The sequence below is a fragment of the Bradyrhizobium sp. USDA3516 genome (assembly GCF_057651995.1).
Genome location: NZ_JBYGYN010000003.1, coordinates 767,750 through 793,615, shown reverse-complemented (window position 1 = coordinate 793,615; position 25,866 = coordinate 767,750). Strand labels below are relative to the sequence as shown.

At 65.1% G+C, this 25,866-nt stretch carries 22 protein-coding genes; 8 read left to right on the top strand and 14 right to left on the bottom strand.

Features of this window, described 5'->3' with window-relative positions; genetic code table 11:
• Positions 1-2: 2 nt before the first annotated feature.
• The gene (locus AC24YW_RS13955; protein ID WP_487483259.1) at positions 3-2,075 is read right to left on the bottom strand and encodes an AsmA family protein; all 2,073 of its coding nucleotides are present in this window, start codon (positions 2,073-2,075) and stop codon (positions 3-5) included.
• 248 nt (positions 2,076-2,323) lie between these two features.
• Between AC24YW_RS13955 and AC24YW_RS13950 the strand changes: the two genes are divergently transcribed.
• Entirely contained in the window at positions 2,324-2,998 is a 675-nt protein-coding gene (locus AC24YW_RS13950; RefSeq protein ID WP_487483258.1) for a Crp/Fnr family transcriptional regulator, read from the top strand.
• A 3-nt stretch (positions 2,999-3,001) separates the two neighbouring features.
• Here the strand turns inward: AC24YW_RS13950 and AC24YW_RS13945 are convergent, their stop codons facing one another.
• The 6 genes from AC24YW_RS13945 to AC24YW_RS13920 form a co-directional block, all read right to left on the bottom strand.
• Positions 3,002-3,367, bottom strand: a complete 366-nt coding sequence (locus AC24YW_RS13945; protein ID WP_487483257.1) for a DUF5615 family PIN-like protein — start codon at positions 3,365-3,367, stop codon at positions 3,002-3,004.
• Positions 3,364-3,603 carry a DUF433 domain-containing protein gene (locus AC24YW_RS13940; RefSeq protein WP_487483256.1) on the bottom strand — a complete coding sequence of 80 codons (240 nt, stop codon included), beginning with the start codon at positions 3,601-3,603 and terminating at the stop codon, positions 3,364-3,366. Before AC24YW_RS13940 ends, AC24YW_RS13945 begins: the two co-directional genes overlap by 4 nt.
• Before the next feature lie 62 nt (positions 3,604-3,665).
• Positions 3,666-6,812: an efflux RND transporter permease subunit gene (locus AC24YW_RS13935; RefSeq protein WP_487483255.1), complete on the bottom strand. Its 3,147-nt coding sequence runs from the start codon at positions 6,810-6,812 to the stop codon at positions 3,666-3,668.
• On the bottom strand, positions 6,812-7,741 hold the full coding sequence (locus tag AC24YW_RS13930) for an efflux RND transporter periplasmic adaptor subunit (protein WP_487483254.1): 930 nt from the start codon (positions 7,739-7,741) through the stop codon (positions 6,812-6,814). Before AC24YW_RS13930 ends, AC24YW_RS13935 begins: the two co-directional genes overlap by 1 nt.
• A gap of 158 nt (positions 7,742-7,899) precedes the next feature.
• On the bottom strand, positions 7,900-8,571 hold the full coding sequence (locus AC24YW_RS13925) for an OmpA family protein (RefSeq protein WP_487483253.1): 672 nt from the start codon (positions 8,569-8,571) through the stop codon (positions 7,900-7,902).
• Between the two features lie 144 nt (positions 8,572-8,715).
• A complete protein-coding gene (locus tag AC24YW_RS13920) occupies positions 8,716-10,272 on the bottom strand; it encodes a caspase family protein (protein ID WP_487483252.1) in 1,557 nt (518 codons plus the stop codon).
• Positions 10,273-10,633: 361 nt separating this feature from the next.
• On the opposite strand from AC24YW_RS13920, the gene AC24YW_RS13915 reads away from it, so the two are divergent.
• Complete coding sequence (locus AC24YW_RS13915) at positions 10,634-11,440, top strand: N-acyl homoserine lactonase family protein (protein WP_487483251.1); 807 nt, start codon at positions 10,634-10,636, stop codon at positions 11,438-11,440.
• 116 nt (positions 11,441-11,556) lie between these two features.
• Here the strand turns inward: AC24YW_RS13915 and AC24YW_RS13910 are convergent, their stop codons facing one another.
• Positions 11,557-12,099: a MarR family winged helix-turn-helix transcriptional regulator gene (locus AC24YW_RS13910; protein WP_487483250.1), complete on the bottom strand. Its 543-nt coding sequence runs from the start codon at positions 12,097-12,099 to the stop codon at positions 11,557-11,559.
• Positions 12,100-12,209: 110 nt separating this feature from the next.
• On the opposite strand from AC24YW_RS13910, the gene AC24YW_RS13905 reads away from it, so the two are divergent.
• The 5 genes from AC24YW_RS13905 to fahA all read left to right on the top strand — a co-directional run bounded on the left by AC24YW_RS13905 (position 12,210) and on the right by fahA (position 17,880).
• A complete protein-coding gene (locus AC24YW_RS13905) occupies positions 12,210-13,838 on the top strand; it encodes an FAD-dependent oxidoreductase (protein WP_487483249.1) in 1,629 nt (542 codons plus the stop codon).
• 8 nt (positions 13,839-13,846) lie between these two features.
• Positions 13,847-14,071: a DUF2783 domain-containing protein gene (locus tag AC24YW_RS13900; RefSeq protein WP_018646238.1), complete on the top strand. Its 225-nt coding sequence runs from the start codon at positions 13,847-13,849 to the stop codon at positions 14,069-14,071.
• A gap of 18 nt (positions 14,072-14,089) precedes the next feature.
• Positions 14,090-15,046, top strand: a complete 957-nt coding sequence (locus AC24YW_RS13895) for an MBL fold metallo-hydrolase (protein WP_487483248.1) — start codon at positions 14,090-14,092, stop codon at positions 15,044-15,046.
• 2 nt (positions 15,047-15,048) lie between these two features.
• Entirely contained in the window at positions 15,049-16,395 is a 1,347-nt protein-coding gene (hmgA, locus tag AC24YW_RS13890) for a homogentisate 1,2-dioxygenase (protein ID WP_487483247.1), read from the top strand.
• A gap of 213 nt (positions 16,396-16,608) precedes the next feature.
• Complete coding sequence (fahA, locus tag AC24YW_RS13885; RefSeq protein ID WP_487483246.1) at positions 16,609-17,880, top strand: fumarylacetoacetase; 1,272 nt, start codon at positions 16,609-16,611, stop codon at positions 17,878-17,880.
• Between the two features lie 123 nt (positions 17,881-18,003).
• On the opposite strand, the gene AC24YW_RS13880 is transcribed toward fahA, so the two are convergent.
• Positions 18,004-18,315, bottom strand: coding sequence for a DUF1272 domain-containing protein (locus AC24YW_RS13880; protein ID WP_487483245.1), 312 nt, complete (start codon positions 18,313-18,315; stop codon positions 18,004-18,006).
• Between the two features lie 74 nt (positions 18,316-18,389).
• A complete protein-coding gene (locus AC24YW_RS13875) occupies positions 18,390-18,869 on the bottom strand; it encodes an Lrp/AsnC family transcriptional regulator (protein ID WP_487483244.1) in 480 nt (159 codons plus the stop codon).
• 121 nt (positions 18,870-18,990) lie between these two features.
• Between AC24YW_RS13875 and hppD the strand changes: the two genes are divergently transcribed.
• Positions 18,991-20,106 (top strand): 4-hydroxyphenylpyruvate dioxygenase, encoded by a 1,116-nt coding sequence (gene hppD, locus AC24YW_RS13870; RefSeq protein WP_487483243.1) that lies wholly within the window; start codon positions 18,991-18,993, stop codon positions 20,104-20,106.
• Positions 20,107-20,233: 127 nt separating this feature from the next.
• Here hppD and AC24YW_RS13865 read toward each other — a convergent pair whose 3' ends face one another.
• From AC24YW_RS13865 to AC24YW_RS13850, 4 genes are all read right to left on the bottom strand, one after another.
• Positions 20,234-21,358: a CaiB/BaiF CoA transferase family protein gene (locus AC24YW_RS13865; RefSeq protein ID WP_487483242.1), complete on the bottom strand. Its 1,125-nt coding sequence runs from the start codon at positions 21,356-21,358 to the stop codon at positions 20,234-20,236.
• A gap of 308 nt (positions 21,359-21,666) precedes the next feature.
• On the bottom strand, positions 21,667-22,467 hold the full coding sequence (locus AC24YW_RS13860; protein ID WP_487483241.1) for an FAD binding domain-containing protein: 801 nt from the start codon (positions 22,465-22,467) through the stop codon (positions 21,667-21,669).
• Between the two features lie 140 nt (positions 22,468-22,607).
• The gene (locus tag AC24YW_RS13855) at positions 22,608-24,950 is read right to left on the bottom strand and encodes a xanthine dehydrogenase family protein molybdopterin-binding subunit (protein WP_157287013.1); all 2,343 of its coding nucleotides are present in this window, start codon (positions 24,948-24,950) and stop codon (positions 22,608-22,610) included.
• A gap of 81 nt (positions 24,951-25,031) precedes the next feature.
• The gene (locus tag AC24YW_RS13850; protein ID WP_225143293.1) at positions 25,032-25,517 is read right to left on the bottom strand and encodes a (2Fe-2S)-binding protein; all 486 of its coding nucleotides are present in this window, start codon (positions 25,515-25,517) and stop codon (positions 25,032-25,034) included.
• Positions 25,518-25,866 lie beyond the last annotated feature (349 nt).

Sequence of the window (25,866 nt, the reverse complement as noted above, 5' to 3'; positions counted from 1 at the left end):
GCTTATCGATTGAAGAGCTGCCGCAGCACGTCGTTCATTGGCTGACTGTCCTGCTGCGCGGCCGGGGGGTCCTCCGGGGCGGGGGCCGCAGGCGAGGCCTGCGGCGCCGGTGCGGAGGGCGTTGCCGGCAGGCTGCGGCTGCGGCCGGTGCCAGTGCCGGTGCCGCTCCCCGCGCCGCTGGAGAGACCCTGCTGAATCAGGTTGCCGATCGCCTCCCCGAGCGGGCCCCCGAGCAGATTGTTCTGCCCCGGTTGCTGCCCTTGCGGATTGGCATTGCCGGTTGCAGTGCCGCCGCCCGGCGCGGCGGTGCCGCCAAGGCCGAGGTTACCAAGGCTGCCGAGGATGTTGCCGAGCCCGGCGCCGTCGGGCCCGAACAGGCCCTTGCCCATCTCGCGCAGCTTGGCATAGGCGGCGTCCGGATTGTCCAGCATGCCGGCCATATCAGGGTAGATTCGCGGCTGCGACCAGGAGCCCTGGATCATCACGGGAATGCCGAAGCCGACCGGCTCGGAGGTGCGGCCCTGGCCTTCGGTCGTCATCACCAGCTTCGGCTCGACGCGAAAGCCCATCATCTTGGTGTCGAGCGCGATGGTGCCGGCGCCGGTGACGCGCACCAGCGGTCCGATCAGGTTGAGGTCGGTCGTCACCGCCTGGCCCTTGTCGATGCGGAAGGAGGCCGAGAGCTGCGACAGGTCCGTGCTCTGCTCCTGGTTGCTGTTCTGGCTGCTGTTCTGATTGTCTTGCCAGCCGGACAGCGTGCTCGTCGTCAGCGAGCGGATCATCTGCGCGACATTGATGCCGCGGATGGCGCCGTCCTGGAAATTGACGAAGGCCGTGCCCTGCATGTTCGCCATCAGCGCACGCTGGCTGTTGCCGGCGCTGCGCAGGGCGAGCTTGGCCTGCAGCTTGCCGTCGATGCGGTCGAACTCGGCAAGGCCCTGGAGCAGCGGCAACGCGCGCACGCCGACGAGGTCGGAATGCATCGCAAAGCTCGGCGCGCCGGTGGTCGCGTCCAGGACCACCTCGCCCGAGACCTGGCCGCCATAGGCGCCGAGATTGGCCGTGCCGGCCTTCAGCACGCCGCCGGCGAGCTTGGCGTCGAGCGCCAGCGGTGCAATCCGCGCGTCGCCGATCACGGCCTCGCTCGCGGAGATCCGCACCTGCGCATCGACATAGTTGAGCCCGGAGACATCGATCGGCGCGTTGCTCCAGGGCTGCCCGGACACGCCTTGCGGCGATTTCGCCAGCGGTATGGCGAGCCGCTGGAAGTCGATGTCGACCTTGACCAGCGGCTTGCTCGCGATGTCGACGGAAGCCCAGCCGTTGAAGACGCCGTCGCCGAGCCTGCCGTTCACGCCGTTGATCATCACGACATTGCCGCTCAGCCGCATCTCGGCCTGGCCGGTCAGCTGGGACTTCAGCACGCTGGGCATGTCGACGGCGAAATCCACATGAACCGTCGGCCGTTCGGCCGGCGAGGCCGCTTTGATGTCGAACTTGGTCGGATGATCGCCGACGCGCGCGGTGCCGGTGATGTTGACCTTGCGGTCGCGGTCCAGGATCGCGTCGGCATTGATGGCGCTGATGCGGCTCTCGACACGGTCGCGCAGGCGCGAGAATGCGACTTCGCCGTCGGTGATCTTGATGCGGTCGATGGTGGCGCCTTTGGTGTCGAGCGCGAGCGGCTTCGCAGGCGTGGCTGGATTCGGCAGGCGTTCGCGCAGCAGAGGCTGGTAGAGCACGGGATGGGTGACGACGAGCTCGCTGATCTCGGGCGTGCCCGACCACACGCTGGCGAGCGACATGTCGGCCTGCACGCGGTCGATCGTCAGGCGCGTGATGCCGCTGCGGTCCTTGGGGTCGGCCAGCGTGAGGTCGTTCAGCGTGACGTTCAGCGTCGGCCACAGGCTGATCTTGGTGCTGCCGTCGATCGACAGGCGGTAGCCGGTCGCATTCTCGAGGCGCGAGGCGATCGTCGAGGTCAGGAAGCCCGAGGGGATCCCGACCACGAGCAGAAGTGCGATCACGACGATGACGGCGGCCAAAGCCCCGCCGACGAATTTCAATGCTCTCATGTCGACTTTCCAGCGACGGACAATCCGCGTCGAACCCGGCAGATCACCCGTCCTTTGCGCCGGGAGTTTAGCCCCGGACGGGAAGCGGCTCCAAGCGCGTAAAAATAGTCAGGGGGTGCTGCAAAGTTATGTGACTTATGACACACTTCCCCGGCGCGGTTTTACGCGATCTTTGAAGTTGATGGTTTCAAGCGATTTGCCGAGACGATGACCAAGACGATGATCAAGACGTTCACAAGGACATTGATATGAGCAAGCAGGCCGAATTTGCGGTCATCCTGAAGATGAACCCGATGTTCGCCGATCTCGGCCCTGACGAGCTCCAGCGGCTGTCCAATCTCTGCCACACCCAGCATTTGGCCAGCGGCGAGGTGCTGTTCCAGAAGGGCGATCCCGGCAATGCGCTGTTCGGCGTGCGCCGCGGTCAGGTCCGCATCGAGACTGGCGCCGCCGACGGCAGCCGGCTGACGCTGAACTTCATGGGGCCGGGCGACCTGTTCGGCGAGGTCGCGGTGCTGGACGGCCAGAACCGTACGGCGGATGCGACCGCGGGCGAGGCCAGCGAATTGTTCGTGCTGCGGCGCGAAGACTTCCTCGGCTTCCTCGAGCGCGAGCCCAAGGTCGCGATCAAGATCATCGCGCTGTTGTGCCAGCGCATCCGCTGGCAGAGCGAGCGCATGGAAGAATCCATGCTGCAGCCGCTGCCGGTGCGGCTGGCGCGGCGGCTCTGCGCGCTCGCGGCCGATTTCGGCTCCGAGGTCCACATCTCGCAGGAGCAGCTCGGCGTCTTCGTCGGCGCCGCCCGCGAAAGCGTCAACCGCCAGCTCCAGGCCTGGCGCAAGGACGCCATCCTCGATCTCCAGCGCGGACGCATTCTGCTCAGGAACATGACCAAGCTGACTGCGATCGCGCGGAACGAGTAGGGATCAGCCTATCGGGAGCCTGCGCCGGCGGACACGATCGCGGTCGATGGTGATGATGCTGCTCTCGATCTCGTCTTGGGTGAGGGCGGATAGGACCTCTGATAGTCGGGTTCGAACAGCTGCTTCTGTCCAATCGCCACCTCGGAAGAGAACGAGACTTGGGCTGTCGGTGTCAGCGGTTGCGATGAGGCGAGGGTAGTCAAGGTCTGCCGTGACGACTGTGCGCGCCTCCTGCCTGGCGCGATCGATGATTTCAACATCACTCGCAGCATGAAATCCTATCTCTGAGGCATGGACGGCATCATGCCCGATCTTTGTGATCCGGTGCGACAGCACCGGCGAGAGGGGCATGTCGACGAGGAACTTCACTTAGCTGGAAGGGTGGGGCGCAGCTCGACCGCCTCATCCTCAGCGAGGAAGGCCGCATAGCGCAACGCTTCGTCGATGTCTTCACGTTCGAGATACGGGTAGTCGTTCAAAACGGACTCACGCGTCTCGCCGGCGGCCAGCAGGCCGAGCAGCCGTGCCACCGGAAACCGCAGCCCGCAGATACAGGGCTTCCCGGTGCACACGGCAGGATCGATCGTGATGCGCGTAAACGCCATGGGCGCAACATAGCGTCAGCGGCCGCCTTTCGCCGGTGCGCGTCCGGTGAGCCGCCCGAACTCTACTCCGCCGCGGGCCGCGCGACGCTTGTCGGCTGCGGCCTGGTTTCCGCCGGCGCAGCCCCATGATGGTCCGTTTCCGCGTCCTCGCTGTGCACGATCAGCCGCTTGGCAAAGCGCCAGATCAGGGCGCCGAAATCGTCCATCACCATGAACATCGCGGGCACGAACACCAGCGACAGGATGGTCGAGAAGATCAGGCCGCCGATCACCGCGAGCGCCATCGGCGAGCGGAATTCGCCGCCGGCGCCGACGGCGAGGGCGCTCGGCATCATGCCGGCGGCCATCGCGATCGTGGTCATCACGATCGGGCGGGCCCGCTTCATGCCGGCGTCGATCATGGCCTCCTCGCGCGCCTTGCCGGCGTGAATGGCTTCGATGGCGAATTCCACCAGCATGATCGCGTTCTTGGTGACGATGCCCATCAGCATCAGGATGCCGATCCACACCGGCGTGGTGAGCTGCTTGCCGGTGACGAGCAGGGCCGCGATCGCGCCGCCGATCGAGAGCGGCAGCGAGAACAGGATGGTGATCGGCTGCAGGAATGTGCCGAACAGCAGCACCAGCACCGCATACACCATCATCAGCCCCGCCGTGATGGCGGTCGCGAAGCCCTCGGACAATTCGTTCAGGCTTTCGGCATCGCCCGAGGGCGAGACCTTCACGCCCTTGGGCAGGGTCTTCATGACCGGCAGGTCGTAGATCTTCTTGGTGGCATCGCCCAGCGCGGCGGAGCCGACGAGGTCGGCGGCAACGGTCGCCTGCCGTTCGCGATCGTAGCGGCCGATGCTGGTCGGACCCTGGTCGAGCTTGACGTCGGCGATGACCGAAAGCGGCACGCCGCCCTTCTCGCCGCGCTCGCCGAGCGGCACGCGGAGCTGCTCCAGCGTCTTCAGATTGCCGCGGGCGGCGTCCTCGAGCTGCACGCGGATCGGCACCAGGCGGTCGCCGACGTCGAACTTGGCGAGCGCCGGTCCGACGTCGCCGATGGTGGCGACACGGATGGTCTGCGACAGGCTTTCGGTGGAGACGCCGAGCCGTGCGGCGAGATCGGCGCGCGGCTCGATGCGCAGCTCGGGGCGCTCCAGCGAGGTTTCGGAGATGACGTTGGCGATGGTGGGAATGCGCTTCATCTGCGTCGCAAGCTCGCTCGCGACGTTGTTGACGATGTTGGGATCGACCCCGGTCACCACCAGCGAGATCGCGCGCAGGCCGTTCTCGTCCAGGAACCAGAAGCGGATATCGGGAACGTTCTCCAGCTCCTGGCTGATCGAGAATTCCAGCTCGCGCTGGGTGATGTCGCGGCTGTCCTTGGGCGTGTAATTGATGATCAGGGCGGCGCGCCGCACCTCCTGGGTACCCGGCGGGACGCGGCCGCCGTCGACGAAGATGCTCTTGACCTCGGGCCGCTTGCGCAGGCGCGCGACGATGTCCTCGGTGACCTTCTCGGTGTAGGCGAGCTGGGTGCCCGGCGGCAGCTCGAGCGCAAGCAGCGAGCGCGCGCTGTCCTGGGCCGGCAGGAAGCCCTGCGGCAGCAGCGTGATGCTCCAGATCGAGGCGGCGAAGACGCCGAGCCCGATCAGCACCGTGATGAAGTAGTGCCTCACCGACCAGGCAACGATCCGATGATAGGAGCGCAGGATGGCGCCGGGCGGCGGCTCCTCGTGCGTACTGTGCTTGAGGAAATAGGCGGCCAGCACCGGCGTGACGAAGCGCGCGGCGAGCAGCGAGAAGAACACCTGCACCGAGACGGTGATGCCGAACTGCTTGAAGAACTGCCCGGCAATGCCCGACATGAAGCTTGCGGGTGCGAAGATGGCGATGATGGTCAGCGAGATCGCGATGACGGCGAGGCCGATCTCGTCGGCGGCCTCGAGCGCGGCGCGGTAGGGCGACTTGCCCATGTTCATGTGCCGGACGATGTTCTCGATCTCGACGATGGCATCGTCGACCAGAATGCCCGTCGAGAGCGTGATGGCGAGGAAGCTGACGAGGTTCAGCGAGAAGCCGAGCAGGTCCATCGCCCAGAACGCCGGGAAGATCGACAGCGGCAGCGAGATCGCGGCGATGATGGTGGCGCGCAGGTCGCGCAGGAACAAGAGCACGATGACGACGGCGAGGATCGCGCCTTCGAACAGGGTCGAGATCGCGGCGTGGTAATTGCCGTTGGTGTATTCGACCGAGGTGTCGATCACCTTCAGGTCGACGTCGGGATAGGCGGCCTTCAGCGCATCGATGCGCTTCTGCACGGCCTCGGCCACCTTCACGTCGCTGGCGCCCTTGGAGCGCTTGATGCCGAGCGCGACCACCGGCTCGCCGTTGAAGCGGGCGAAGGTGCGGCGGTCGGCGATGGTGTCGGTAACGGTGCCGAGATCGTCGAGCCGGACCTCGCCGCCGCCGAACAGCGGAATCATGGTGCCGGCGAGATCGCCCAGCGTCTTGGCGCCGGCGAGCGTGCGGATCGCCTGGTCGTTCTTGCCGATCTCTGCGCGGCCGCCGGCGACGTCGACATTGGTGCCGCGCAGGCTCTGGCTGACATTGACGGCGGTCAGGCCCATCGCCTGCAGGCGATCGGGATCCAGCGAGACCAGAATCTCGCGCTCGACGCCGCCGATGCGCTCGACCTGGGCGACGCCGCGCACGCCTTGCAGCGCGCGCTTGACCACGTCGTCGACGAAATAGGAGAGCTGCTCCGGCGTCTTGCCGGGCGAGATCGCCGCATAGGTCACGATCGGCAGGCCGATGACGTCGACGCGCTGGATCAGCGGCTCGGTGACGTTCTGCGGCAGGTTGGAGCGCACGCGCGTCACCGCGTCCTTGACGTCGTTGAGCGCACGATCGGTGTTGGTCTCGAGCGCGAACTGGATCGTGGTGACCGACAGGCCGTCGGTGATCGACGAGGTGATGTGCCTGACGCCCTCGACGCCGGAGACCGCGTCTTCAACGGTCTTGGTGACCTGGGATTCGAGCTCGGCCGGCGCGGCGCCGAATTGCGACACCGCCACCGAGATCACGGGGATGTCGGCCGAGGGCAGCCGCGTGATCGCGAGCTTGGTGAAGGACACCCAGCCCAGCACCAGCAGGATGATCGAGAAGACGACCGACGGGAGCGGATGACGGATCGACCATGCCGAAATATTGAGAGCCATCAGCGTACCCGCGTGCGATCGAGTTCATCGGCGAACATGGTCTTGATCTGGTCGCCGTCATGGAGCGAAGAGCCGGCGTCGGCCACGACGATTTCGCCGACCTCCAGCCCTTCCAGGATTTCCGTCGCGCTGTCGGACGACAATCCGACCCGCACCTTGCGTGTCTCGACGACATTGCCCTTGACGACCTGCACCGTGAGGTGATCGATCGCGGTCTTCGGGATCGAGACGCCGCAGCTTCGCTTGGCGTCGATCGAGGCGCGCGCGAACACGCCGACCTTGAGCGAGGGATTGTTGGCGACGCTGATGCGGACCCGCCCGAGCTGCGTGGTGCGGTCGATCTCGGGTGCCACCAGCCGGACCCGCCCGATCAGATCGGGCGCGTCGTCGCGGCTGATGCGCACGGTGGCGCCGGAGGTGAGCTTGGACATGTGCACCGCCGGGACCTGGGCGTCGAGCTCGATCTCGTTGTTGACGGCGATGCGGAACATCGGACCGGCCTGCGGCGAGGCCGGCGCGCCGACGATGGTGCGGACCTCGGTGACGAGGCCCGGCGCGGGGGCCTTCAGCGAGATCGGGCCTTGCGGGCCGGGCCGCTGCGGCTGGCCCGGAATCTGCGGCGGCGCAGTGAGGCGCGCCAGTTCCTGGTTGTCGGTGACGATGGTGCCCTCGGTGACCAGCAGGTCGGTGACCCTGGAGCCTTCCTGGTCGGCGACCACCACCGCCTCGCGGCGCGGTACGAAGAAGCCGGTCACCCGCACCAGATCGGAGAAGCAGGCATTGGTCGACTTCGTCACGATGACGAGCGCCTCGCTTTGCGTCTCCTTCGGCTCGGGACGCTTGCGATGCTCGAACAGATAATAGCCGATGCCGAGCACGGCGACGAACACCACGGTCCCGGCCGGCTTGAGATATTCAGTCAAATTCATCGCCGGATCATCCTGACCTGGCTCACGGCCATCCGCGCGAGGCCCAAACGGAGCGCATTTCTGAAAAGAAGCGGCGTCCCGCAAGGCTGCGGGACGCGCTTTGGACACGAGACCTTACACGACATCACGACTTGTCACTGGCAAAGGATGCGTCGTGCTTACTTCGATGCGGTGGTCTTGTTTTCCATATTGACGACCTGCACGCGCCGGTTGGCCTCCGCCAGCGGCTGGTTCGGGTCCTTGAGCTTGCTCTTGCCGTAGCCGACGGTGACGAGGTCGGTCGCGGAGATGCTGTACTTCTCGACCAGGTAGCGCTTGATCGCATCCGCGCGACGCTCCGAGAGGTCCTGGTTGTAGGCTTCTCCGCCGGCGGCGTCGGTGTGACCGGCGACCACGAAAGTCGAGCCCTTCAGGTCCGGACTGGTCAAGGCGCGGCCGAGCGCCTGCACCGAGGCCAGCGACTTGGCGCTGATATTGGCGGAGTTGTAGTCGAACGTGATCTCGAGATCGATGTTCGGCTTGTCCTTGGCCGCGGAGGCAATTTCCTCGCGCTCGATGGACGACAGCGACCGCGTCGAGCGGCCGCGCACCGACTGCAACAGCTTGGTCTCCGCGGCGTTCGGTGCGGTTTCGGTCTGCGGACCGATCGAGAGGCCACGGGTCAGAGGCTTCTTCGGCGCCGGCGCCAGCGCGCGGACGATCTCGTCCTCGGTGACGTTCTTGCTGTTGCCGTCATCGCCCGCATATGCGGCCGAGGTCGGCAGCGACAGCGCAGCGCCGACGGTGATGATGGACAGAATCGCGGTAAGCCAATTTGCAGCCGATCTCATTGCCAGTCCCTCCTGCGCAGCCAGCTCACGTGCTCTAAACCTCAAGCAATACGCCCTTGAAAAGGCCCGTTGCGGCATCCGCCCATTGGTCTTCCCAGGGCTGTTCAAGGTTCGAGCCTTGGACCGGCCCAATTCAAAAAAATACTAGCGCACTCCGTAGCTTGCGAATTCCTGAACGATGTTCGGGTCCATCGCCTTGGCATTGGCGATGTCGAGCGCCCCCTCCTGGGCCGAGCCGTTGCGTTGCTTGGCAAGGCCGCGTCCGTAGAGCGAGGAGGTGAGGCGCGGATTGATCTTCAGGGCCGCGTCGAAATCGGCGATCGCATTCTTCACCGCGCCGGACTTCAGGTTGACGAGCCCGCGGCTGTCGAGAGCATCGACGAAGTTCGGCCGCAGCCGCAGCGCCTCGTTGCAATCCTTCAGCGCGGCCTGGAGGTCGCCGACCACGGTGCGGGTCCAGCAGCGGTTGTTGAGGGCCTCGACGTCCTTCGAATTGATCCGGAGGGTATCGTCGAAATCCTTGATGGCGAGGCTGTAGGCGCCCTTGCTGGCATAGACCTGGCCGCGGCGGTACAGCGCGTTCACGTCGTCAGGGTTGGCAGCGATCTTGGCGGTCAGGCTCTTGATCGTGGGATCGTCGGCCAGGGCGGCAGCGCTCGGCCCGCCGTCCGTGCTCGGCGCGGGAGCGAGATCAGCCGGCTTCACCGGCGGTGGCGGCGGGGGCAGGGCGGCCTCGATCTGCGGCCTCGGCGTGGGAGCAGGCGCCGGTGCCGGCACCGCAACGGGGGCCGGAGGTGGCGGAGGCGCGGGAGCCGCAGCCGCGCTGTCCGCCGGCTTCGGCGGCGGCGGTGGTGTCGGCGGCGCGGGAGGGGCGGGCGGCGGGTTGTTGGCGACGACGGCCGGCGCAGCGGGAGGCGCAGGCGGCGGCGTCGAGGGGCGCGATCCGCCGGCGCCCGGAATGAACGAGAAATCTTCGGCCAATGACGAGGAAATCCACGGCACCTGCTCGCCGCGCGAGGCGCGGGTGACGCCCATCTTGGTGCGGTTCAGCGTCTCCTCGGCCATCAGGTCGGGGACGCGGATTTCCTTCAGCAGCTCCTGGACGAACAGGCTACGGTCGCCGCCGGCGTCCGAGACCACCGAGGCCAGCGCCGCCGAGTACATCACGAGCGTGCCGTTCGGTGCGATCACCGGGGTCAGACCGGCCGAGAAGCTGCGGAACCGGCGCTCGAACGGGTTGCGCCTGGACGCATCGATCAGCGCGATCTTGACGCCGGCGCCGCGGGTGTTGAGCTCGCCGAGGACCGTCTCGAGGCTGAAGCCATCGCGGCGCACGTCGGACTCGGTCCAGATCTGGGCATCCACCGGCAGCAAATAGCTCTGGCGCGCGGACTGGATGCCGAAACCCGAGAAAAACACCAGCGCGACCGAGCCCGGCTTGATCTTGCCGTAGAGCTTGTCGAAGGCGCGGCGCATGGCATCGCCGGTCAGGTTCTCGCCGAGCTCGACCGAAAAGCCGTCGCGCTTGAGCTCGTCGGCGACGGCGCGCGCATCGTTGATCGGTTCCTTCAGCGGGGCATCCGCATCCGGATATTTGGCGTTGCCGATGACCAGCGCAAAACGGTCGCCGGCTGCAAACGAGGGGGCAGTCGGGACGAGCGAGATGAGCAAGGGCAGAAGAAAAAAGAAGCGAATTTTCATAATCAGCGTGGTCCAGCCAAAAAGGCGCCGTTCCAGCTTGCGCCGCGGCGACCTTAACTTACGCTTACCTCATTATCAAACCGGGGACGGAGGGCGTCAACCGTTTGGAGATTCGACCTTATCCCAATGATTGACCGCAGCCGATGGGCGTGCCGCGAGAGGAATGAACGGGGTTGTCATGGCGGTCCTCGGTACCTCGAAGCTGTCGGCGGACCCTAGCCCAGCCATGGCGGTGAAGACGTGATCGATCTCACATTGCAGCCCGCCTCCGCCGCAACGCCCCGCGTTTGACCTTTCCTGCCGGTGGTGGCTTGGTGTGGGCGATCCTCCCGCAAGATCCGACTCGAAAAAAAGCGAGCCCATGGGAAACGTCTACGAGATCTACGCCCTGCGCTATGCGACAATGTCGCCCCGCACCCCCCACATGAACTTCCTCGCGCCCGACCCGCATGACAGCGCGGCGCAGGACCTCGATTATTTCGTCTGGCTGATTCGAGGGCATGGCCGCGACATTCTCGTCGATACCGGCTTCAACGCGGAAGAGGCGAGCGCGCGGGCGCGCAAGCTCACGCTCAATCCGGTCGATGCGCTGGAGCGTTTCGGCGTCGCGGCGTCAGCCATTCGCGACGTCATCGTGACGCATCTGCACTACGACCACGCCGGCAATCTCGACCGCTTTCCCAATGCGCGCTTCCATCTGCAGGAACGCGAGATGGCTTACGCCACCGGGCGCTGCATGTGCAACGGCCTGCTGCGCCACCCGTTCTCGGTCGAGCATGTGACGCTGATGGTGCGCCACGTCTATGGCGAGCGCGTCACCTTCTATTCCGGCGACGGCGAGGTCGCCCCCGGCGTGACCGTGCACCGCGTCGGCGGCCATTCCGACGGCTTGCAGGTGGTGAAGGTCGAGACCGCGCGCGGCTCTGTGGTGCTGGCCTCCGATGCCGCGCATTACTACGCCAATCTGCAGCACAGGAGCCCGTTCCCGATCGTCTACAATGTCGGCGACATGGCGCAAGGCTGGGACACGATCGAGCGCCTCGCCGGCCATCCCGACAGGTTCATTCCCGGCCACGATCCGATCGTGACGGAGATCTATCCGCGCGCCAGCGAGAAGGTCGACGCCTGGGCGCTGCATTTGCCGCCGGCGCGGTCGTTTGCGAAATAGGGACCGTCATTCCGGGGCGCGCGAAGCGCGAGCCCGGAATCCATCTATCGACGTAGCTGGTGGCGCGATGGATTCTGGGCTCCCCTCTTCGCGGCGCCCCGGAATGCCAGAGGGGGCTAATACGCCTGCTTGGCGTCGGCCTCTTCGCTGGTCTGGATCAGGTCGAGGCTCTGCTCGATCTTGCCGAGCAGGGCGGAGAGCTGCTTGCGCTCCTGCGCGGAGAGGCAGGCGAGGATCTCGTCCTCCCGCCGCAGCAATTGCGGGAACAGCTCCTCGTAGAGCGCGCGCCCCTTCCGGGTCAGTTGCAGGCGGAATTCGCGGCGGTCGGCTGCGTTCTCGACCCGCTCGATCAGGCCGTCGCCAAGCAGCGTCGTCACCGCGCGGCTGATGGTGGATTTGTGCGTGCGAGTGCACTGCGAGATGTATTGCGCGCTGCAGGCATCATTGCGGAAGCCGAGGGTGGCGATGACGCGCCAGGCCGGAATGTCGAGGCCGTGGCGCTCCTGATATTCGACCGAGAGCGCGGAACTGACCTCCGCCGCGAGTCGGTTGAGGCGGAACGGCACGAACTTGAACAAATCGAGCCGTGGCTTTGGCCGCTTCGAAGCCTCGTCGGCCGCGCGCGCCTTGAGCGCGATGTCGCTGGATGTCCTCGCCAAGGAGAGCGCTCCGAATTCCAGTTGACGGCCGGCCGGCTCCGGTCCAAAATAGTTGCACGTGAGACTATCTAGCAGATCGATCCTGTCCTGACCAGAGCCGAGGTTCGTGTATGGCGCCGGCCAATACCCCTCACGCCAAAACCCAGTTCGGCTACCGCCGTCACCCCGATCAGGAAAGGCCCGGCTCAAACCCCGCGGCGCATCCGGTCGTGATCGTCGGTGCGGGCCCGGTCGGCTTGTCGCTGGCGATCGATCTGGCCCAGCGCGGCCAGCGCGTCGTGCTGCTCGACGATGCCGACCGCATCGGCGAGGGTTCGCGCGCGATCTGCTTCTCGAAACGCTCGCTGGAATATTGGGACCGGCTCGGCGTCGGCGACCGCATGGTCGACAAGGGCGTGGTGTGGAGCGTGGGGCGGATCTTCCACGGCGAGTCGCAGCTCTACCAGTTCAACCTGTTGCCGGAAGATGGCCACAAGCGGCCGGCCTTCATCAATCTCCAGCAATATTACGCCGAGGCCTATCTGGTCGATCGCATCAACGAGCTGCCGGAGATCGACCTGCGCTGGCGCAACAAGGTGACGGCGCTCGAGCAGCGTAACGATTCCGCGCTGCTGACGATCGAGACGCCGGAGGGCGCCTATTGCCTGCATGCGCAATATGTCATCGCCTGCGACGGCGCGCGCTCCTCGCTGCGGCAGATGGTCGGGGCGGAATTCGCCGGCCAGGTGTTCGAGGATCAGTTCCTGATCGCGGACGTCAAGATGACCGCGGAATTTCCGACCGAGCGCTGGTTCTGGTTCGATCCGCCGTTCCATGCCGGACGTTCGGCGCTGCTGCACCGGCAGCCCGACGACGTCTGGCGCATCGATCTCCAGCTCAACCGCTACGCTGATCCTGTCATCGAGAAGAAGCCGGAAAACGTGCGGCCACGGATCGCGCGCATGCTCGGCCATGACAAGTTCGAGTTCGAGTGGATTTCGCTCTACAAGTTCCAGTGCCGGCGGATGGATCGCTTCATCCATGGCCGCGTGATCTTTGCCGGCGATTCCGCGCATCAGGTCTCGCCCTTCGGGGCGCGTGGCGCGAACTCGGGACTCGAAGACGCGGAGAATCTGTCCTGGAAGCTCGACCGCGTGCTGCGCGGCAAATCGCCTGCGAGCCTGCTCGAAAGCTACCATGTCGAGCGCAGCATGGCGGCGGACGAGAACATCCGCGAATCCACCCGCTCGACCGACTTCATGGCGCCGAACTCGCATCAGGAGGCGCGGCTGCGCAAGGCGGTGCTGTCGCTCGCCAAGGAGACCGAATTCGGCAAGCGCATGGTCAATGGCGGCCGGCTGTCGGTACCGTGCAGCTACGATACGCCGCTGTCCTCGCTCGATGCGGATACGTGGCGCGGTGGACCCTCGCCCGGCAGTTCGATGCTCGACGCGCCCGCCGCAACGCCCGCTGGCGAGTCGATCTATCTGACGGATGCCTTCCGCAAGGGTGGAACGGATTTCACTTTGCTGTCGTTCGGCAATGGCGCGCCGATCGATGCGCCTGCCGGCATCAAGGGCATCCGCATTGGTGTCAAGGACGGACTTGCCGATCCCTCGGGCCTGGTCGCAAAGCGCTACGGCGCCGAGCCGGGTGCCGCCTACCTGCTGAGGCCCGACGGTTATGTCGCGGCGCGCTTCCGTCATCCGACGCGTTCGGCGATCGCGGCGGCGCTGGCGCGAGCCGAAGGTTTGTATTGAGGTTCCGCATGCCGCTCTCCACCAGTTCGAACTTCGCGCGCCCCGACGATGCCTTCCGCGCCATCGTCGAGGCGCATCGCGGTCTGACCGAGGAGCAGAGCGCCGATTTCGACGCGGCGCTGGTGCTGATCCTCGCCAACCATATCGGCGACATCGACGTGCTGCGCGAAGCGATCGGACTCGCCAGGCGCCGCATGATCGACGGTCAGCAGCAACAACAGCAGCAACAATAATCTGGTAAGGACGAATTCATGGCGAAGAACTTCGCATCCACCGGCGATCTCTCCGAGAAGAAGATCACCTTTTCCGAGATCGGCACCGATCTCTATGCCTTCACCGCCGAGGGCGACCCCAACACCGCGGTCATCGTCGGCGACGACGGCTGCCTCGTGTTCGACGCCCAGGCAACGCCGGCCATGGCGAACAAGGTCATCGAGCGCGTGCGCACCGTGACCGACAAGCCGATCAAATATGTCGTGCTGTCGCATTATCACGCCGTGCGCGTGCTGGGCGCCTCCGCCTATCACGCGCAAGGCATCGTCGCGTCGCAGGAGACCTATCGGTTGATCCAGGAGCGCGGCAAGCAGGATTGGGATTCCGAGTATGGCCGCTTCCCGCGCCTGTTCCAGGATGCGCAGAGCATTCCCGGCCTGACTTGGCCGACGCTGACCTTCGAAGGCGAGATGTCGATTTATCTCGGCAAGCGCGAGGTTCGCCTGATGCAGCTGGGCGCCGGCCATACCTCGGGCGACATCGTCGCCTGGGTTCCGGATGCGGAGGTGATGTTCTCCGGCGACCTCATCGAGTATCACTCGGCCTGCTATTGCGGCGATGCGCATTTGCGCGAATGGCCGATGACGCTGAACGAGATCCGCAACTTTAATCCGAAGGCGATCGCGCCGGGCCGCGGCGATGCGCTGAAGGGTACCGCCACCGTGCGCGAGGCCATCGCGATGACGCGCGACTTCGTCACCTCGCTCTATGGCGCGGCCGAGATCTCGGTCGCCAAGGGGCGCAGCTTAAAGGAATCGATGGCGGCGACGCGCGAGGTGATGGATCCGAAATTCTCGAGCTTTGCCATTTACGAGCACTGCCTGCCGTTCAACGTATCGCGCGCCTACGACGAAGCGTCCGGTATAGATGACCCCGTGATCTGGACCGACAAGCGCGATCAGGAAATGTGGGCCGCCTTGCAAGGAGGAGGATAGTCATGAACATCAATACCTCGCCTGACCAGATCATCCGCAGCTCGGCCCAGGTGACGCCGGGCTACATGTCCGGCTTCGGCAATTCTTTCGAGACCGAGGCGCTGCCGGGCGCGCTCCCGATCGGGCGCAACTCGCCGCAGCGTTGCGCCTACGGGCTCTACGCCGAGCAGCTCTCGGGCTCGCCCTTCACCGCGCCGCGCGGCAGCAATGAGCGCTCCTGGCTCTACCGCATCCGCCCTTCCGTGAAGCATTCCGGCCGCTTCGAGAAGGTCGATGCCGGCCTGTGGCGGTCGGCACCGTGCCATGAATACGACCTGCCGATCGCGCAGCTGCGCTGGGATCCGACGCCGCTGCCGAAGGAAGAGGTCACCTTCGTGCAGGGCGTGCAGACCATGACGACCGCGGGCGACGTCAACACGCAGGCCGGCATGGCCGCGCATGTCTATCTCATCACCAAGTCGATGGTGGACCAGCACTTCTACGATGCCGACGGCGAGCTGATGTTCGTGCTGCAGCAGGGCAATCTGCGCCTCGTCACCGAGTTCGGCCGCATCGATGCCGAGCCCGGCGAGATCGTGGTGATCCCGCGCGGCGTCAAGTTCCGGGTCGAGATTCCGAACGGTCCGGCGCGCGGCTATCTCTGCGAAAATTACGGCGGCGCCTTCACGCTGCCGGAGCGCGGGCCGATCGGCGCCAATTGCCTCGCCAATGCGCGCGATTTCCTGACGCCGGTGGCAAACTACGAGGACAAGGATACGCCGACCGAGCTCTACGTGAAATGGGGCGGCGCGCTGTTCAAGACGACGCTGCCGCATTCGCCGATCGACGTGGTCGCCTGGCACGGCAATTACGCGCCGTACAAGTATGATCTGCGCACCTTCTCGCCGGTCGGTGCGATCGGCTTCGACCATCCGGATCCCTCGATCTTCACGGTGTTGACCTCGCCCTCGGAGACCGCGGGCACCGCCAATATCGATTTCGTCATCTTCCCCGAGCGCTGGATGGTCGCGGAAAACACCTTCCGTCCGCCCTGGTATCACATGAACATCATGAGCGAGTTCATGGGCCTGATCTACGGCGTCTACGACGCCAAGCCGCAGGGCTTTGTCCCCGGCGGCATCTCCTTGCACAATTGCATGCTGCCGCACGGCCCCGACCGCGACGCCTTCGAACATGCCAGCAACGGCGAATTGAAGCCGGTGAAGCTGACCGGCACCATGGCCTTCATGTTCGAGACCCGCTACCCGCAGCACGTCACCGCGCATGCCGCGAAATCCTCGACGCTGCAGGACGATTACGCCGATTGCTGGAACGGCCTGGAGAAGCGCTTCGATCCGAATAGACCGTAACTTTGCTTACCCTCCCTGGAGGGGGAGGGTCGCTACGCATGCAGCGAAGCGGAATGCGTAGCGGGGTGGGGTGACGGTCTGTCCACGTCCAACAGTGCCGTGTTGAGAGATCACCCCACCCCGTCTCATATTTCGCTGCGCTCAATATGAGCCGACCCTCCCCCTCCAGGGGAGGGTGAAAGAGACAGCATCAGAATCTGCGTCGGGAGAAACATGCCCCACCCCAACGACCCCAGCCTCCGCTCCTTCATCGCCGTCGATCCTTCTTCCGACTTCCCGATCCAGAACCTGCCTTACGGCGTGTTCTCGACCGCGGCCAATCCGACTCAGCGCGTTGGTGTCGCGATCGACGACTACGTGCTCGATCTCTGGGAGCTCGAGCAGGATTCCCGGCTCGACGTCGGCCCGCTCGGTGTGTTCTCGGGTCCCTCGCTCAATCCCTTCATGGCGCTGGGGCCGAAGGTCTGGACCAAGACCCGTGCGCGCATCAGCGAGCTGTTGCGCGCCGATCATCCGGAGCTGCGCGACAACGAGGAGCTGCGCAAGCAGGCTCTGGTACCGATGCGCGATGCCAGGCTGCATCTACCCTTCGCCGTCTCCGGCTATACCGACTTCTATTCATCGAAAGAGCACGCCACCAATGTCGGCGTCATGTTTCGCGGAAAGGACAATGCGCTGCAGCCGAACTGGCTGCACATGCCGATTGCCTATAACGGCCGCGCCTCGACCGTCGTCGTCTCCGGCACCAGGGTGAAGCGGCCGCGTGGGCAGCTGAAGCCGCCGAACGTGGAGCTGCCGAGCTTTGCGCCGTGCAAGCGGCTCGATTTCGAGCTGGAGATGGGCGTCGTCATCGGCCAGCCGTCGCCGATGGGCGGCATGCTGAGCGAGCAGCAGGCCGAGGAGATGATCTTCGGCTTCGTGCTGCTCAACGACTGGAGCGCACGCGACATCCAGCAATGGGAATATGTGCCGCTCGGCCCGTTCCTGGCCAAGGCGTTCGCGACCTCGATCAGCCCCTGGGTGGTGACCCGCGAGGCGCTGGAGCCGTTCCGCCTGAACGGGCCGGAGCAGCAGCCGGTGCCGCTCGACTATCTCAGACAGACCAGGCCGCAAAATTACGACGTCGCGCTCGACGTGTCCTTGCGCGCCGCCGGCGCCAATGCGCCCGCGAGCATCAGCCGCACCAATTTCAAGTACATGTACTGGTCCTCGGTGCAGCAATTGATGCACCACGCCTCGAGCGGCTGCGCCATGAATGTCGGCGATCTCTTAGGCTCCGGCACCATCTCCGGCCCGGAGAAGAACCAGCGCGGCAGCCTGCTCGAGATCAGCTGGAACGGCACCGAGCCGGTCGAATTGCCCGGCGGCGCGAAGCGGTCGTTCCTGGAGGACGGCGACAGCCTCGTCATGCGCGGCTGGTGCCAGGGCAACGGCTACCGCGTCGGCTTCGGCGAGGTCGAGGGGACGATCGTGGCGGCGGAGTAGCCGCGGTCGTCGCCACAACCTCCGTCATTGCGAGGAGCCCTTGCGACGAAGCAATCCAGGCTGCTTTCGCGGATGCATTTCTGGATTGCTTCGCTGCGCTCGCAATGACGGCGCGGAAAGAGCTTACCGCCGCTCCGGCGGCACGTCGCGCACCCGCGCGCAATGCGCCGCGACATCCTCGACGCTGTATTTCAGATGCACCCGCTTGTCGGACGGCGCCTGCTTGGCCGTGCATACGCCCGGCCGCCATTCCTGCGCCGGCCTGATCGGGCGCGGGGCAAAACCGCCGCCGCAATTCGGGCAGACGTTGAACAGCTTGGTCTCGACGCAGTCCGCACAGAACGTGCATTCGTAGGAGCAGATCCGCGCATTGATCGCGTCGGGCGGCAGGTCGCAATCGCAGTATTCGCAGTTCGGTCGCAGCTGGAGTGCCATGTTGAATCTCCGCGCATGGAGCTGCGATCATTGCAGATCGCGGACCCTGCGCGAATGCCGTAGTTCCCTCGATTTCAGCCGGGCTTGATCTCCCTCAGCGGCAGCTTCGAGCTCTCTTTCAGCCTGTCAAGCACGATCGAGGAGCGCACATGCGCCACGCTCTGGTGCGGCATCAGCACGTCGTTGACGAGATTGGACAGGCCCTTGAGGTCGCGCAGCACGGCCTTGAGCACATAATCGGCATCGCCCGTCAGCGAATACGCCTCCTGGATCTCGTCAATCCGGTTTACCAGCGCGCGGAAGCGTTTCGAATTGTCCGGCGAATGTGTCGCCAGCCCGACCTGGATGAAGGCGATCACGCCGAAGCCGAGCGCCTCGCTGGAGAGGTCGGCGTGGTAGCCCGCGATCACCTTCTCCTCCTCCAGCCGCATCCGCCGCCGCGAGCATTGCGAGGCGGAGAGGCCGGCGAGCTCGGCCAGCTCCTGGTTGGTGAGGCGGCCGTCGTCCTGCAGCGCGCTCAAAATCCTGAGGTCGAAGGCATCCACGGAGATCATGCGTGTTTTGTCCATTTGATGCACGGATCGTGCATATGATAGTCAAATTGTGTCCCGTTTGCACGCTCCTTGCGCGCCCCATGAAGGATAGTTCCTGGCAGCAGCCATTTGGGAGAACACCATGGGTCCGTTTCCGCACGATGCACCGCCGGCCACTATCAGTGCCGACAACCCGATGGGCACCGACGGTTTCGAGTTCGTCGAATATGCGCATCCCCGTCCGGAAGAGCTGCACGCTCTGTTCAAGCTGATGGGCTATGCGCCCGTCGCGCGGCACAGAACCAAGAAGATCACGGTGTATCGCCAGGGCGACATCAACTATCTCGTCAACGAGGAGCCCGGCACCCACGGCACTGAGTTCGTCGCCGCCCACGGCCCCTGTGCGCCGTCGATGGCGTTTCGCGTCGTCGACGCCAAGGCGGCCTATGACCGCGCCATCGCGCTCGGCGCCGAGCCGGCCGACGTATCCTCCGCGCAGAAGACGCTCGACGTGCCCGCGATCAAGGGCATCGGCGGCAGCCTGCTTTATCTCGTCGATCGCTACGGTGCCAAGGGCTCGGCCTATGATGCCGAGTTCGAATGGCTTGGCGCGCGCGATCCCAGGCCGCATGGCGCCGGCCTGTTCTATCTCGATCATCTCACCCACAACGTCCATCGCGGCCGCATGAATGTCTGGGCGGGCTTCTACGAGAAGCTGTTCAACTTCCGCCAGATCCGCTTCTTCGACATCGAGGGCCGCGCCTCCGGCCTGTTCTCGCGCGCGCTGACCAGCCCGGACGGCAAGATCCGGATTCCGATCAACGAGGACGCCGGCGAGTCCGGCCAGATCGAGGAATATCTGCAGACCTATCGCGGCGAAGGCATCCAGCACATCGCCTGCGGCTGCCGCGACATCTACCGCACCATCGAGGACTTGCGCGAGGCCGGCCTGCCGTTCATGCCGTCGCCGCCCGAGACCTATTTCGAGAAGATCGATACGCGCCTGCCCAAGCACGGCGAGGACGTCGCACGTCTGAAGAAGAACGGCATCCTGATCGACGGCGAGGGCGTGGTCGATGGCGGCCAGACCAAGGTGCTGCTGCAGATCTTCTCGGCCAACGCGATCGGCCCGATCTTCTTCGAGTTCATCCAGCGCAAGGGCGACGACGGTTTTGGCGAGGGCAATTTCAAGGCCCTGTTCGAATCGATCGAGGAGGATCAGATCCGGCGCGGGGTGTTGAAGGTGGATGCGGCGTAAGCCGTCAAGCGCACTGCCGTAGGGTGGGCAAAGCGTCAGCGTGCCCACCACCTTTATCAAATTGCGGGGAGAGCGTGGGCACGGCGCAAGAGCGCCTTTGCCCACCCTACGCGGTCGTGCGCCGGGACTAATTCGCCGCCGCCCACGCCTTCATCACCGCGGCGATCTCCGCCGGCTCCGGCTCGCGCACCGTCGAGGGCGTGCGCGAGAATCGCGGCGCCGGTGCCGGCTGCTTCACGCCGTGCCGCTCGATGAAGACGTTGCGGGCGACCATGTGCGGATGCTGTGTCGCCTCCGTCATGGTCAGCACCGGCGCGAAGCAGATGTCGGTGCCTTCCATGATCTTGCACCAGTCCTCGCGCGTCTTGCTCTTGAACACGGACCGGAGCTTCTCCTTCAGCGCCGGCCAGGCCTTGCGGTCCATCTGCGCGTCGAAATCGGCATCCGTCAGGCCGGCATGCTCGCGCAGCAGTGCGTAGAATTGCGGCTCGATCGAGCCGATCGAGACGAAGTGCCCGCAGGCGCATTCGTAGACGCCGTAGAAATGCGCGCCGCCGTCGAGGAAGTTCTGGTTGCGCTCTTCGGTCCAGCGTCCCATCGTGGCCATGTCGAAGAAGAACGACATCAGCGAGGCCGCGCCGTCGCACATCGCCGCGTCCACCACCTGGCCCTTGCCCGACCTCTGCGCTTCCAGGAGTGCTGCGAGCACGCCGACCACGAGATAGAGCGCCCCGCCGCCGAAATCGCCGACCAGATTGAGCGGCGGCACCGGCGCTTCCTTCGTGCCGATCGCGGCGAGCGCGCCGGTGATGGAGATGTAATTGATGTCGTGACCGGCGGCGTTGGCGAGCGGGCCCTCCTGGCCCCAGCCGGTCATGCGGCCATAGACCAGCTTCGGGTTGCGCGCGAGCACGACGTCCGGCCCGAGACCGAGCCGCTCCATCACGCCGGGGCGAAAACCCTCGACCAGCGCGTCCGCGCTCGCGAGCAGATCCAGCACCTGCGCGATCGCCGCCTTGTCCTTGAGGTCGAGCTCGATCACCTTGCGGCCGCGCCCCGCCACCGACTTCATGCTCTTCTTCGCGCCGACGCGGTCGAGCGTGACGACGTCGGCACCCATGTCGGCCAGCATCATGCAGGCGAACGGGCCGGGCCCGATGCCGGCGAATTCGACGATGCGGAAGCCCGAGAGCGGGCCGGAGCTGCGGACGGAGGAGCCTTCTGATTTTTCTTGGGCTGGTTTGTCGAGCACGTTGTTGTTTCCTCGGGTCGCGGGCGCCTGCCGGCGTCGGCAATCGCCTTTCGACGTTTCTTCTGTTGAGCGAGTTAATCGGCCGATTAACTTTTCTCGCCTTCACGCCAGCGAGGCAAGCGGTTTTCATGCCGCACGGCCAAAATAAAACGGCGCGCATTGAAGTGCGCGCCGCGGAAAATTTGCGTAAAGACGCTAGAGCATGAGCCGGGAAAGTGCGTAGCGCTTTTCCGAAAAGATCATGCTCAAACAATAACCAAAGCGCGATGACGATTCATCCTGATCGCATCGCGCTTTAGGTCGAACCGTCAGCGCGCAGCGGCGACCGCGCGTTGTGCCATCACCTTGATCAGATTGGCGCGATATTCCGCCGTGCCGTGGATGTCGGCCAGCAATCCGTTCGCCGAAATCGTGACGCTGTCGATCGCCGACGGCGACCAGTTCGCCTTCAGCGCCGCCTCGATCGCGCCCACCCGCATCACGCCGGTTTGCGAGGCGCCGGTCGCGGCGACCCGAACCTCGCCCGACTTGGTCTGCGCCACGAACACGCCGGTCAGCGCGAAGCGCGAGGCCGGGTGCCGCATCTTCTCGTAGCCTGCCTTCGCCGGCACGGGGAATGCCACGGCGGTGATGATCTCGCCGTCCTCCAGCGCCGTCGTGAACAGGCCCTGGAAGAAGTCGTCCGCCGCGATCGACCGCTTGTTGGTCTTCACGGTGGCGCCGAGCGCGAGCAGCGCCGCCGGGAAATCCGCGGCGGGATCGTTGTTGGCGATCGAGCCGCCGATCGTGCCGCGATAACGCACGGCGGGATCACCGAGCACCGAGGTGAGATGGGCGATTGCAGGAATCGCCTGCTTCACGTCGGCATTCGTCATGATGTCGTAATAGGTCGTGGCGGCCTTGATGGTCAGCGTATCGCCCGACAGCTCGACGCCCTGCAGCTCCTTGATCCTGCCGAGATCGATGACGTCGGAGGGACCTGCGAGGCGCTGCTTCATGACCGGTAGCAGCGTCTGGCCGCCGGCGAGAAACTTCGACTCGCTGCCCTTGGCGAACAGGCTGGCGGCCTCGTCGACCGAGGAGGCGCGATGATAGGTGGTCTGGTACATCTTCGATGCTCCCTGAAATCTTTTCTCTGTCATTCCGGGACGCGCCGTAGGCGCAGACCCGGAATCTCGAGGTTGAATTCTTAAGCTCCAGATTCCGGGTTCGACGCTTCGCGTCGCCCCGGAATGACGATGGTGAAAGGCTATGCCGCGTGGATCGTGCGCCACACCCGGTCGGGGGTTGCGGGCATTTCCAGATTGTTCTTGCCGATCGCATCCGTGATCGCGTTGATCACGGCCGCCGATGCGCCGATCGCGCCGGCCTCACCGCAACCCTTGATGCCGAGCGGATTGCCCGGGCACAGCGTCGTCGTGTGGGACAGGTTGAACGAGGGCACGTCGTCGGCGCGCGGCATGGCGTAATCCATGAACGAGGCCGTGACCGGCTGGCCGTTGGCATCGTAGATCGCATGCTCGAGCAAGGCCTGCCCGATGCCCTGCACGAGACCGCCATGGACCTGGCCCTCGACGATCATCGGGTTGATCAGCCGGCCGAAATCGTCGGCGGCGACGAAGTTGACGAAGGAGGTCTTGCCGGTGCCGGGATCGACCTCGAGCTCGCAGATATAGGCGCCGGCCGGGAAGGTGAAGTTGGTCGGGTCGTAGAAGGCGCTCTCCTTCAGGCCCGGCTCCATCCCGTCAGGCAGATTGTGCGCGGTGTAGGCGGCGAGCGCGACCATCGGCAGGGCGATGGCCTTGTCGGTGCCCGTCACCTTGAACTCGCCGTTCTCGATGACGATGTCGGCTTCCGATGCCTCCAGCGCATGCGCGGCGATCTTCTTGGCCTTGGACTCCATCTTCTCCATCGCCTTCAGGATCGCGGTGAGGCCGACGGCCGCCGAGCGCGAGCCGTAGGTGCCCATGCCGAACTGCACCTTGTCGGTGTCGCCATGGACGATCGAGACCTGGCTGATCGGAACGCCGAGGCGCTCCGCGACAAGCTGGCAGAACGTGGTCTCGTGACCCTGGCCGTGGCTGTGCGAACCGGTGAGGATCTCGATGGTGCCGACCGGGTTGACGCGCACTTCGGCCGATTCCCACAAGCCGACGCCGGCGCCCAGGCTGCCGACCGCCTTCGACGGCGCGATGCCGCAGGCCTCGATGTAGCAGGACACGCCGATGCCCCGCAGCTTGCCGTCGGCTTTCGCCTTGGCCTTGCGGGCCGGGAAGCCGGCATAGTCGATCGCCTTCATCGCCGCATCGAGCGAAGCGTTGAAGTCGCCGGTGTCGTAGGCCATGATGACGGGCGTCTGGTGCGGGAACTGGGTGATGAAGTTGGTCCGCCGCAGCTGGGCCGGATCGACGTTCAGCTGCCGCGCCGCCGTTTCCATCAATCGTTCGATCAGATAGCTCGCCTCGGGCCGGCCCGCGCCGCGATAGGCGTCGACCGGTGTGGTGTTGGTGTAGACGCCGATCACCTCGGCATGGATCGCCGGGATGTTGTACTGGCCCGACAGCAGCGTCGCGTAGAGATAGGTCGGCACCGAGGACGAGAACAGCGACATGTAGGCGCCGAAATTGGCGTAAGTCTTCACCTTCAGGCCGATGATCTTGTTGTTGGCGTCGAAGGCCATCTCGGCATGGGTGATGTGATCGCGGCCATGCGCGTCGGTGAGGAAGGCCTCGGTGCGGTCGCCTGTCCATTTGACGGGACGGCCGACCTTCTTCGAGGCCCACAGCGCCACCATCTCCTCGGGATAGATGAAGATCTTGGAGCCGAAGCCGCCGCCGACGTCGGGCGCGATCACGCGCAGCTTGTGCTCGGGGGCGATGTTGTAGAACGCCGAGAGCACGAGACGCGCGACGTGCGGGTTCTGCGACGTCGTGTAGAGGGTGAAGTGCTCCTCGGCGGTGTCGTAATCGGCGATCGCCGCGCGCGGCTCCATCGCATTCGGCGCAAGGCGGTTGTTGGTGACGTCGAGCTTCACCACATTGGCGGCTTTCGAGAAGGCGGCGTTCACCGCGCCCTCGTCGCCGATCACCCAATCATAGACCTGGTTGCCGGGCGCCTCGGGATGAAGCTGCGGCGCGCCGGGCTTGATGGCGGCGTGCATGTCGGCGACCGCGGGAAGCTCCTCGTAGTCGACCACGACGGCTTCCGCCGCGTCGCGCGCGAGATTCTTGCTGTCGGCGATCACGACGGCAACCGCCTGCCCGACGAACCGCACCGTCTCCGGCGCCATCGCCGGCCATGCGCCCATCTTCATCGGGCTGCCGTCCTTGGAGGTGATGGCCCAGCCGCAGATCAGGTTGCCGACCTTGTCGTCGACCAGCTGCTGTCCGGTGAGCACCGCGACCACGCCGGGCATCTTCAGCGCCGCGGACGAGTCGATCTTCTTGACCTTGGCGTGGGCGTGGGGGCTGCGGATGAAATAGGCATGGGTCATGCCCGTCAACTTGATGTCGTCGACGTAACGGCCCTTGCCGGTAATGAAACGCTTGTCTTCCTTGCGCACGACGCGTGCGCCGATGCCTTCAACACCCATGTCTGGTCCTCCCCAGGAATTTCCTTGATCGCGCCGTCCATCAACGGCTGCGACGATGGTTCTTGTTTCGAGGCGCGCCGCTTACTCGGCCGCCTGCGAGACCTTCATGCGGCCGGCCGCATCCAGCACCGCCTTGACGATGTTGTGATAGCCGGTGCAGCGGCAGATATTGCCTTCGAGCTCGGTGCGGACGGTCGCCTCGTCGAGCTGTCCACCATGGCGGTGCACGATGTCGATCGCCGACATGATCATGCCCGGCGTGCAATAGCCGCACTGCAGGCCGTGATTGTCGCGGAAGGCGGCCTGCATCGGGTGCAGCTCGTCGCCCTTGGCGATGCCCTCGATCGTGGTGACGTTGGCGCCGTCGGCCTGCCCTGCCAGCATGGTGCAGGATTTCACTGCACGGCCGTCCATGTGCACGACGCAGGCGCCGCATTGGCTGGTGTCGCAGCCGACATGGGTCCCGGTCAGGTTGAGGTGATCGCGCAGGAGCTGGACCAGCAGCGTGCGGTCCTCGACATCGACAGCAACGGCCTTGCCGTTGACCGTCAGTTTGACTGTAGACACTTGAAGTCCTCCCAAAGTGATTTTGATTGGTTCTAATTAGGACAGCGCGAACGAAACTTTGCAACTGGGTTTTTGCTGACCGTGGTCATGGAAGGGTCATCGTGGTGACGGTCGCCGATGTGCGATTCGGCCACGACATCTCGTGCCGCCGCCATCACGTGCTGCGACATTGCGGGAGACACACGGAAAGTCGCAGCTAGTATCTGCGATGGCGTGCTCGGCTGCCGCCAAAAGAGGCGCGTGACCTGATCGCGCGTCGTTCCTCCCTCGAATGTTCTCCTCGTTGCGCGAATAGGAGCATGCGCCGCCGCCCTTGTAATCGCGATCTTGGTAGTAGGTGGAGACGCTT

What these genes read in the sequence shown, in the direction of transcription:
- AC24YW_RS13955 (WP_487483259.1), bottom strand. Translation starts at nt 2,075, where the DNA reads ATGAGAGCATTGAAATTCGTCGGCGGGGCTTTGGCCGCCGTCATCGTC.
- AC24YW_RS13950 (WP_487483258.1), top strand. Translation starts at nt 2,324, where the DNA reads ATGAGCAAGCAGGCCGAATTTGCGGTCATCCTGAAGATGAACCCGATG.
- AC24YW_RS13940 (WP_487483256.1), bottom strand. Translation starts at nt 3,603, where the DNA reads ATGGCGTTTACGCGCATCACGATCGATCCTGCCGTGTGCACCGGGAAG.
- AC24YW_RS13935 (WP_487483255.1), bottom strand. Translation starts at nt 6,812, where the DNA reads ATGGCTCTCAATATTTCGGCATGGTCGATCCGTCATCCGCTCCCGTCG.
- AC24YW_RS13930 (WP_487483254.1), bottom strand. Translation starts at nt 7,741, where the DNA reads ATGAATTTGACTGAATATCTCAAGCCGGCCGGGACCGTGGTGTTCGTC.
- AC24YW_RS13925 (WP_487483253.1), bottom strand. Translation starts at nt 8,571, where the DNA reads ATGAGATCGGCTGCAAATTGGCTTACCGCGATTCTGTCCATCATCACC.
- AC24YW_RS13920 (WP_487483252.1), bottom strand. Translation starts at nt 10,272, where the DNA reads ATGAAAATTCGCTTCTTTTTTCTTCTGCCCTTGCTCATCTCGCTCGTC.
- AC24YW_RS13915 (WP_487483251.1), top strand. Translation starts at nt 10,634, where the DNA reads ATGGGAAACGTCTACGAGATCTACGCCCTGCGCTATGCGACAATGTCG.
- AC24YW_RS13905 (WP_487483249.1), top strand. Translation starts at nt 12,210, where the DNA reads ATGGCGCCGGCCAATACCCCTCACGCCAAAACCCAGTTCGGCTACCGC.
- AC24YW_RS13900 (WP_018646238.1), top strand. Translation starts at nt 13,847, where the DNA reads ATGCCGCTCTCCACCAGTTCGAACTTCGCGCGCCCCGACGATGCCTTC.
- AC24YW_RS13895 (WP_487483248.1), top strand. Translation starts at nt 14,090, where the DNA reads ATGGCGAAGAACTTCGCATCCACCGGCGATCTCTCCGAGAAGAAGATC.
- hmgA (WP_487483247.1), top strand. Translation starts at nt 15,049, where the DNA reads ATGAACATCAATACCTCGCCTGACCAGATCATCCGCAGCTCGGCCCAG.
- fahA (WP_487483246.1), top strand. Translation starts at nt 16,609, where the DNA reads ATGCCCCACCCCAACGACCCCAGCCTCCGCTCCTTCATCGCCGTCGAT.
- AC24YW_RS13880 (WP_487483245.1), bottom strand. Translation starts at nt 18,315, where the DNA reads ATGGCACTCCAGCTGCGACCGAACTGCGAATACTGCGATTGCGACCTG.
- AC24YW_RS13875 (WP_487483244.1), bottom strand. Translation starts at nt 18,869, where the DNA reads ATGATCTCCGTGGATGCCTTCGACCTCAGGATTTTGAGCGCGCTGCAG.
- hppD (WP_487483243.1), top strand. Translation starts at nt 18,991, where the DNA reads ATGGGTCCGTTTCCGCACGATGCACCGCCGGCCACTATCAGTGCCGAC.
- AC24YW_RS13860 (WP_487483241.1), bottom strand. Translation starts at nt 22,467, where the DNA reads ATGTACCAGACCACCTATCATCGCGCCTCCTCGGTCGACGAGGCCGCC.
- AC24YW_RS13855 (WP_157287013.1), bottom strand. Translation starts at nt 24,950, where the DNA reads ATGGGTGTTGAAGGCATCGGCGCACGCGTCGTGCGCAAGGAAGACAAG.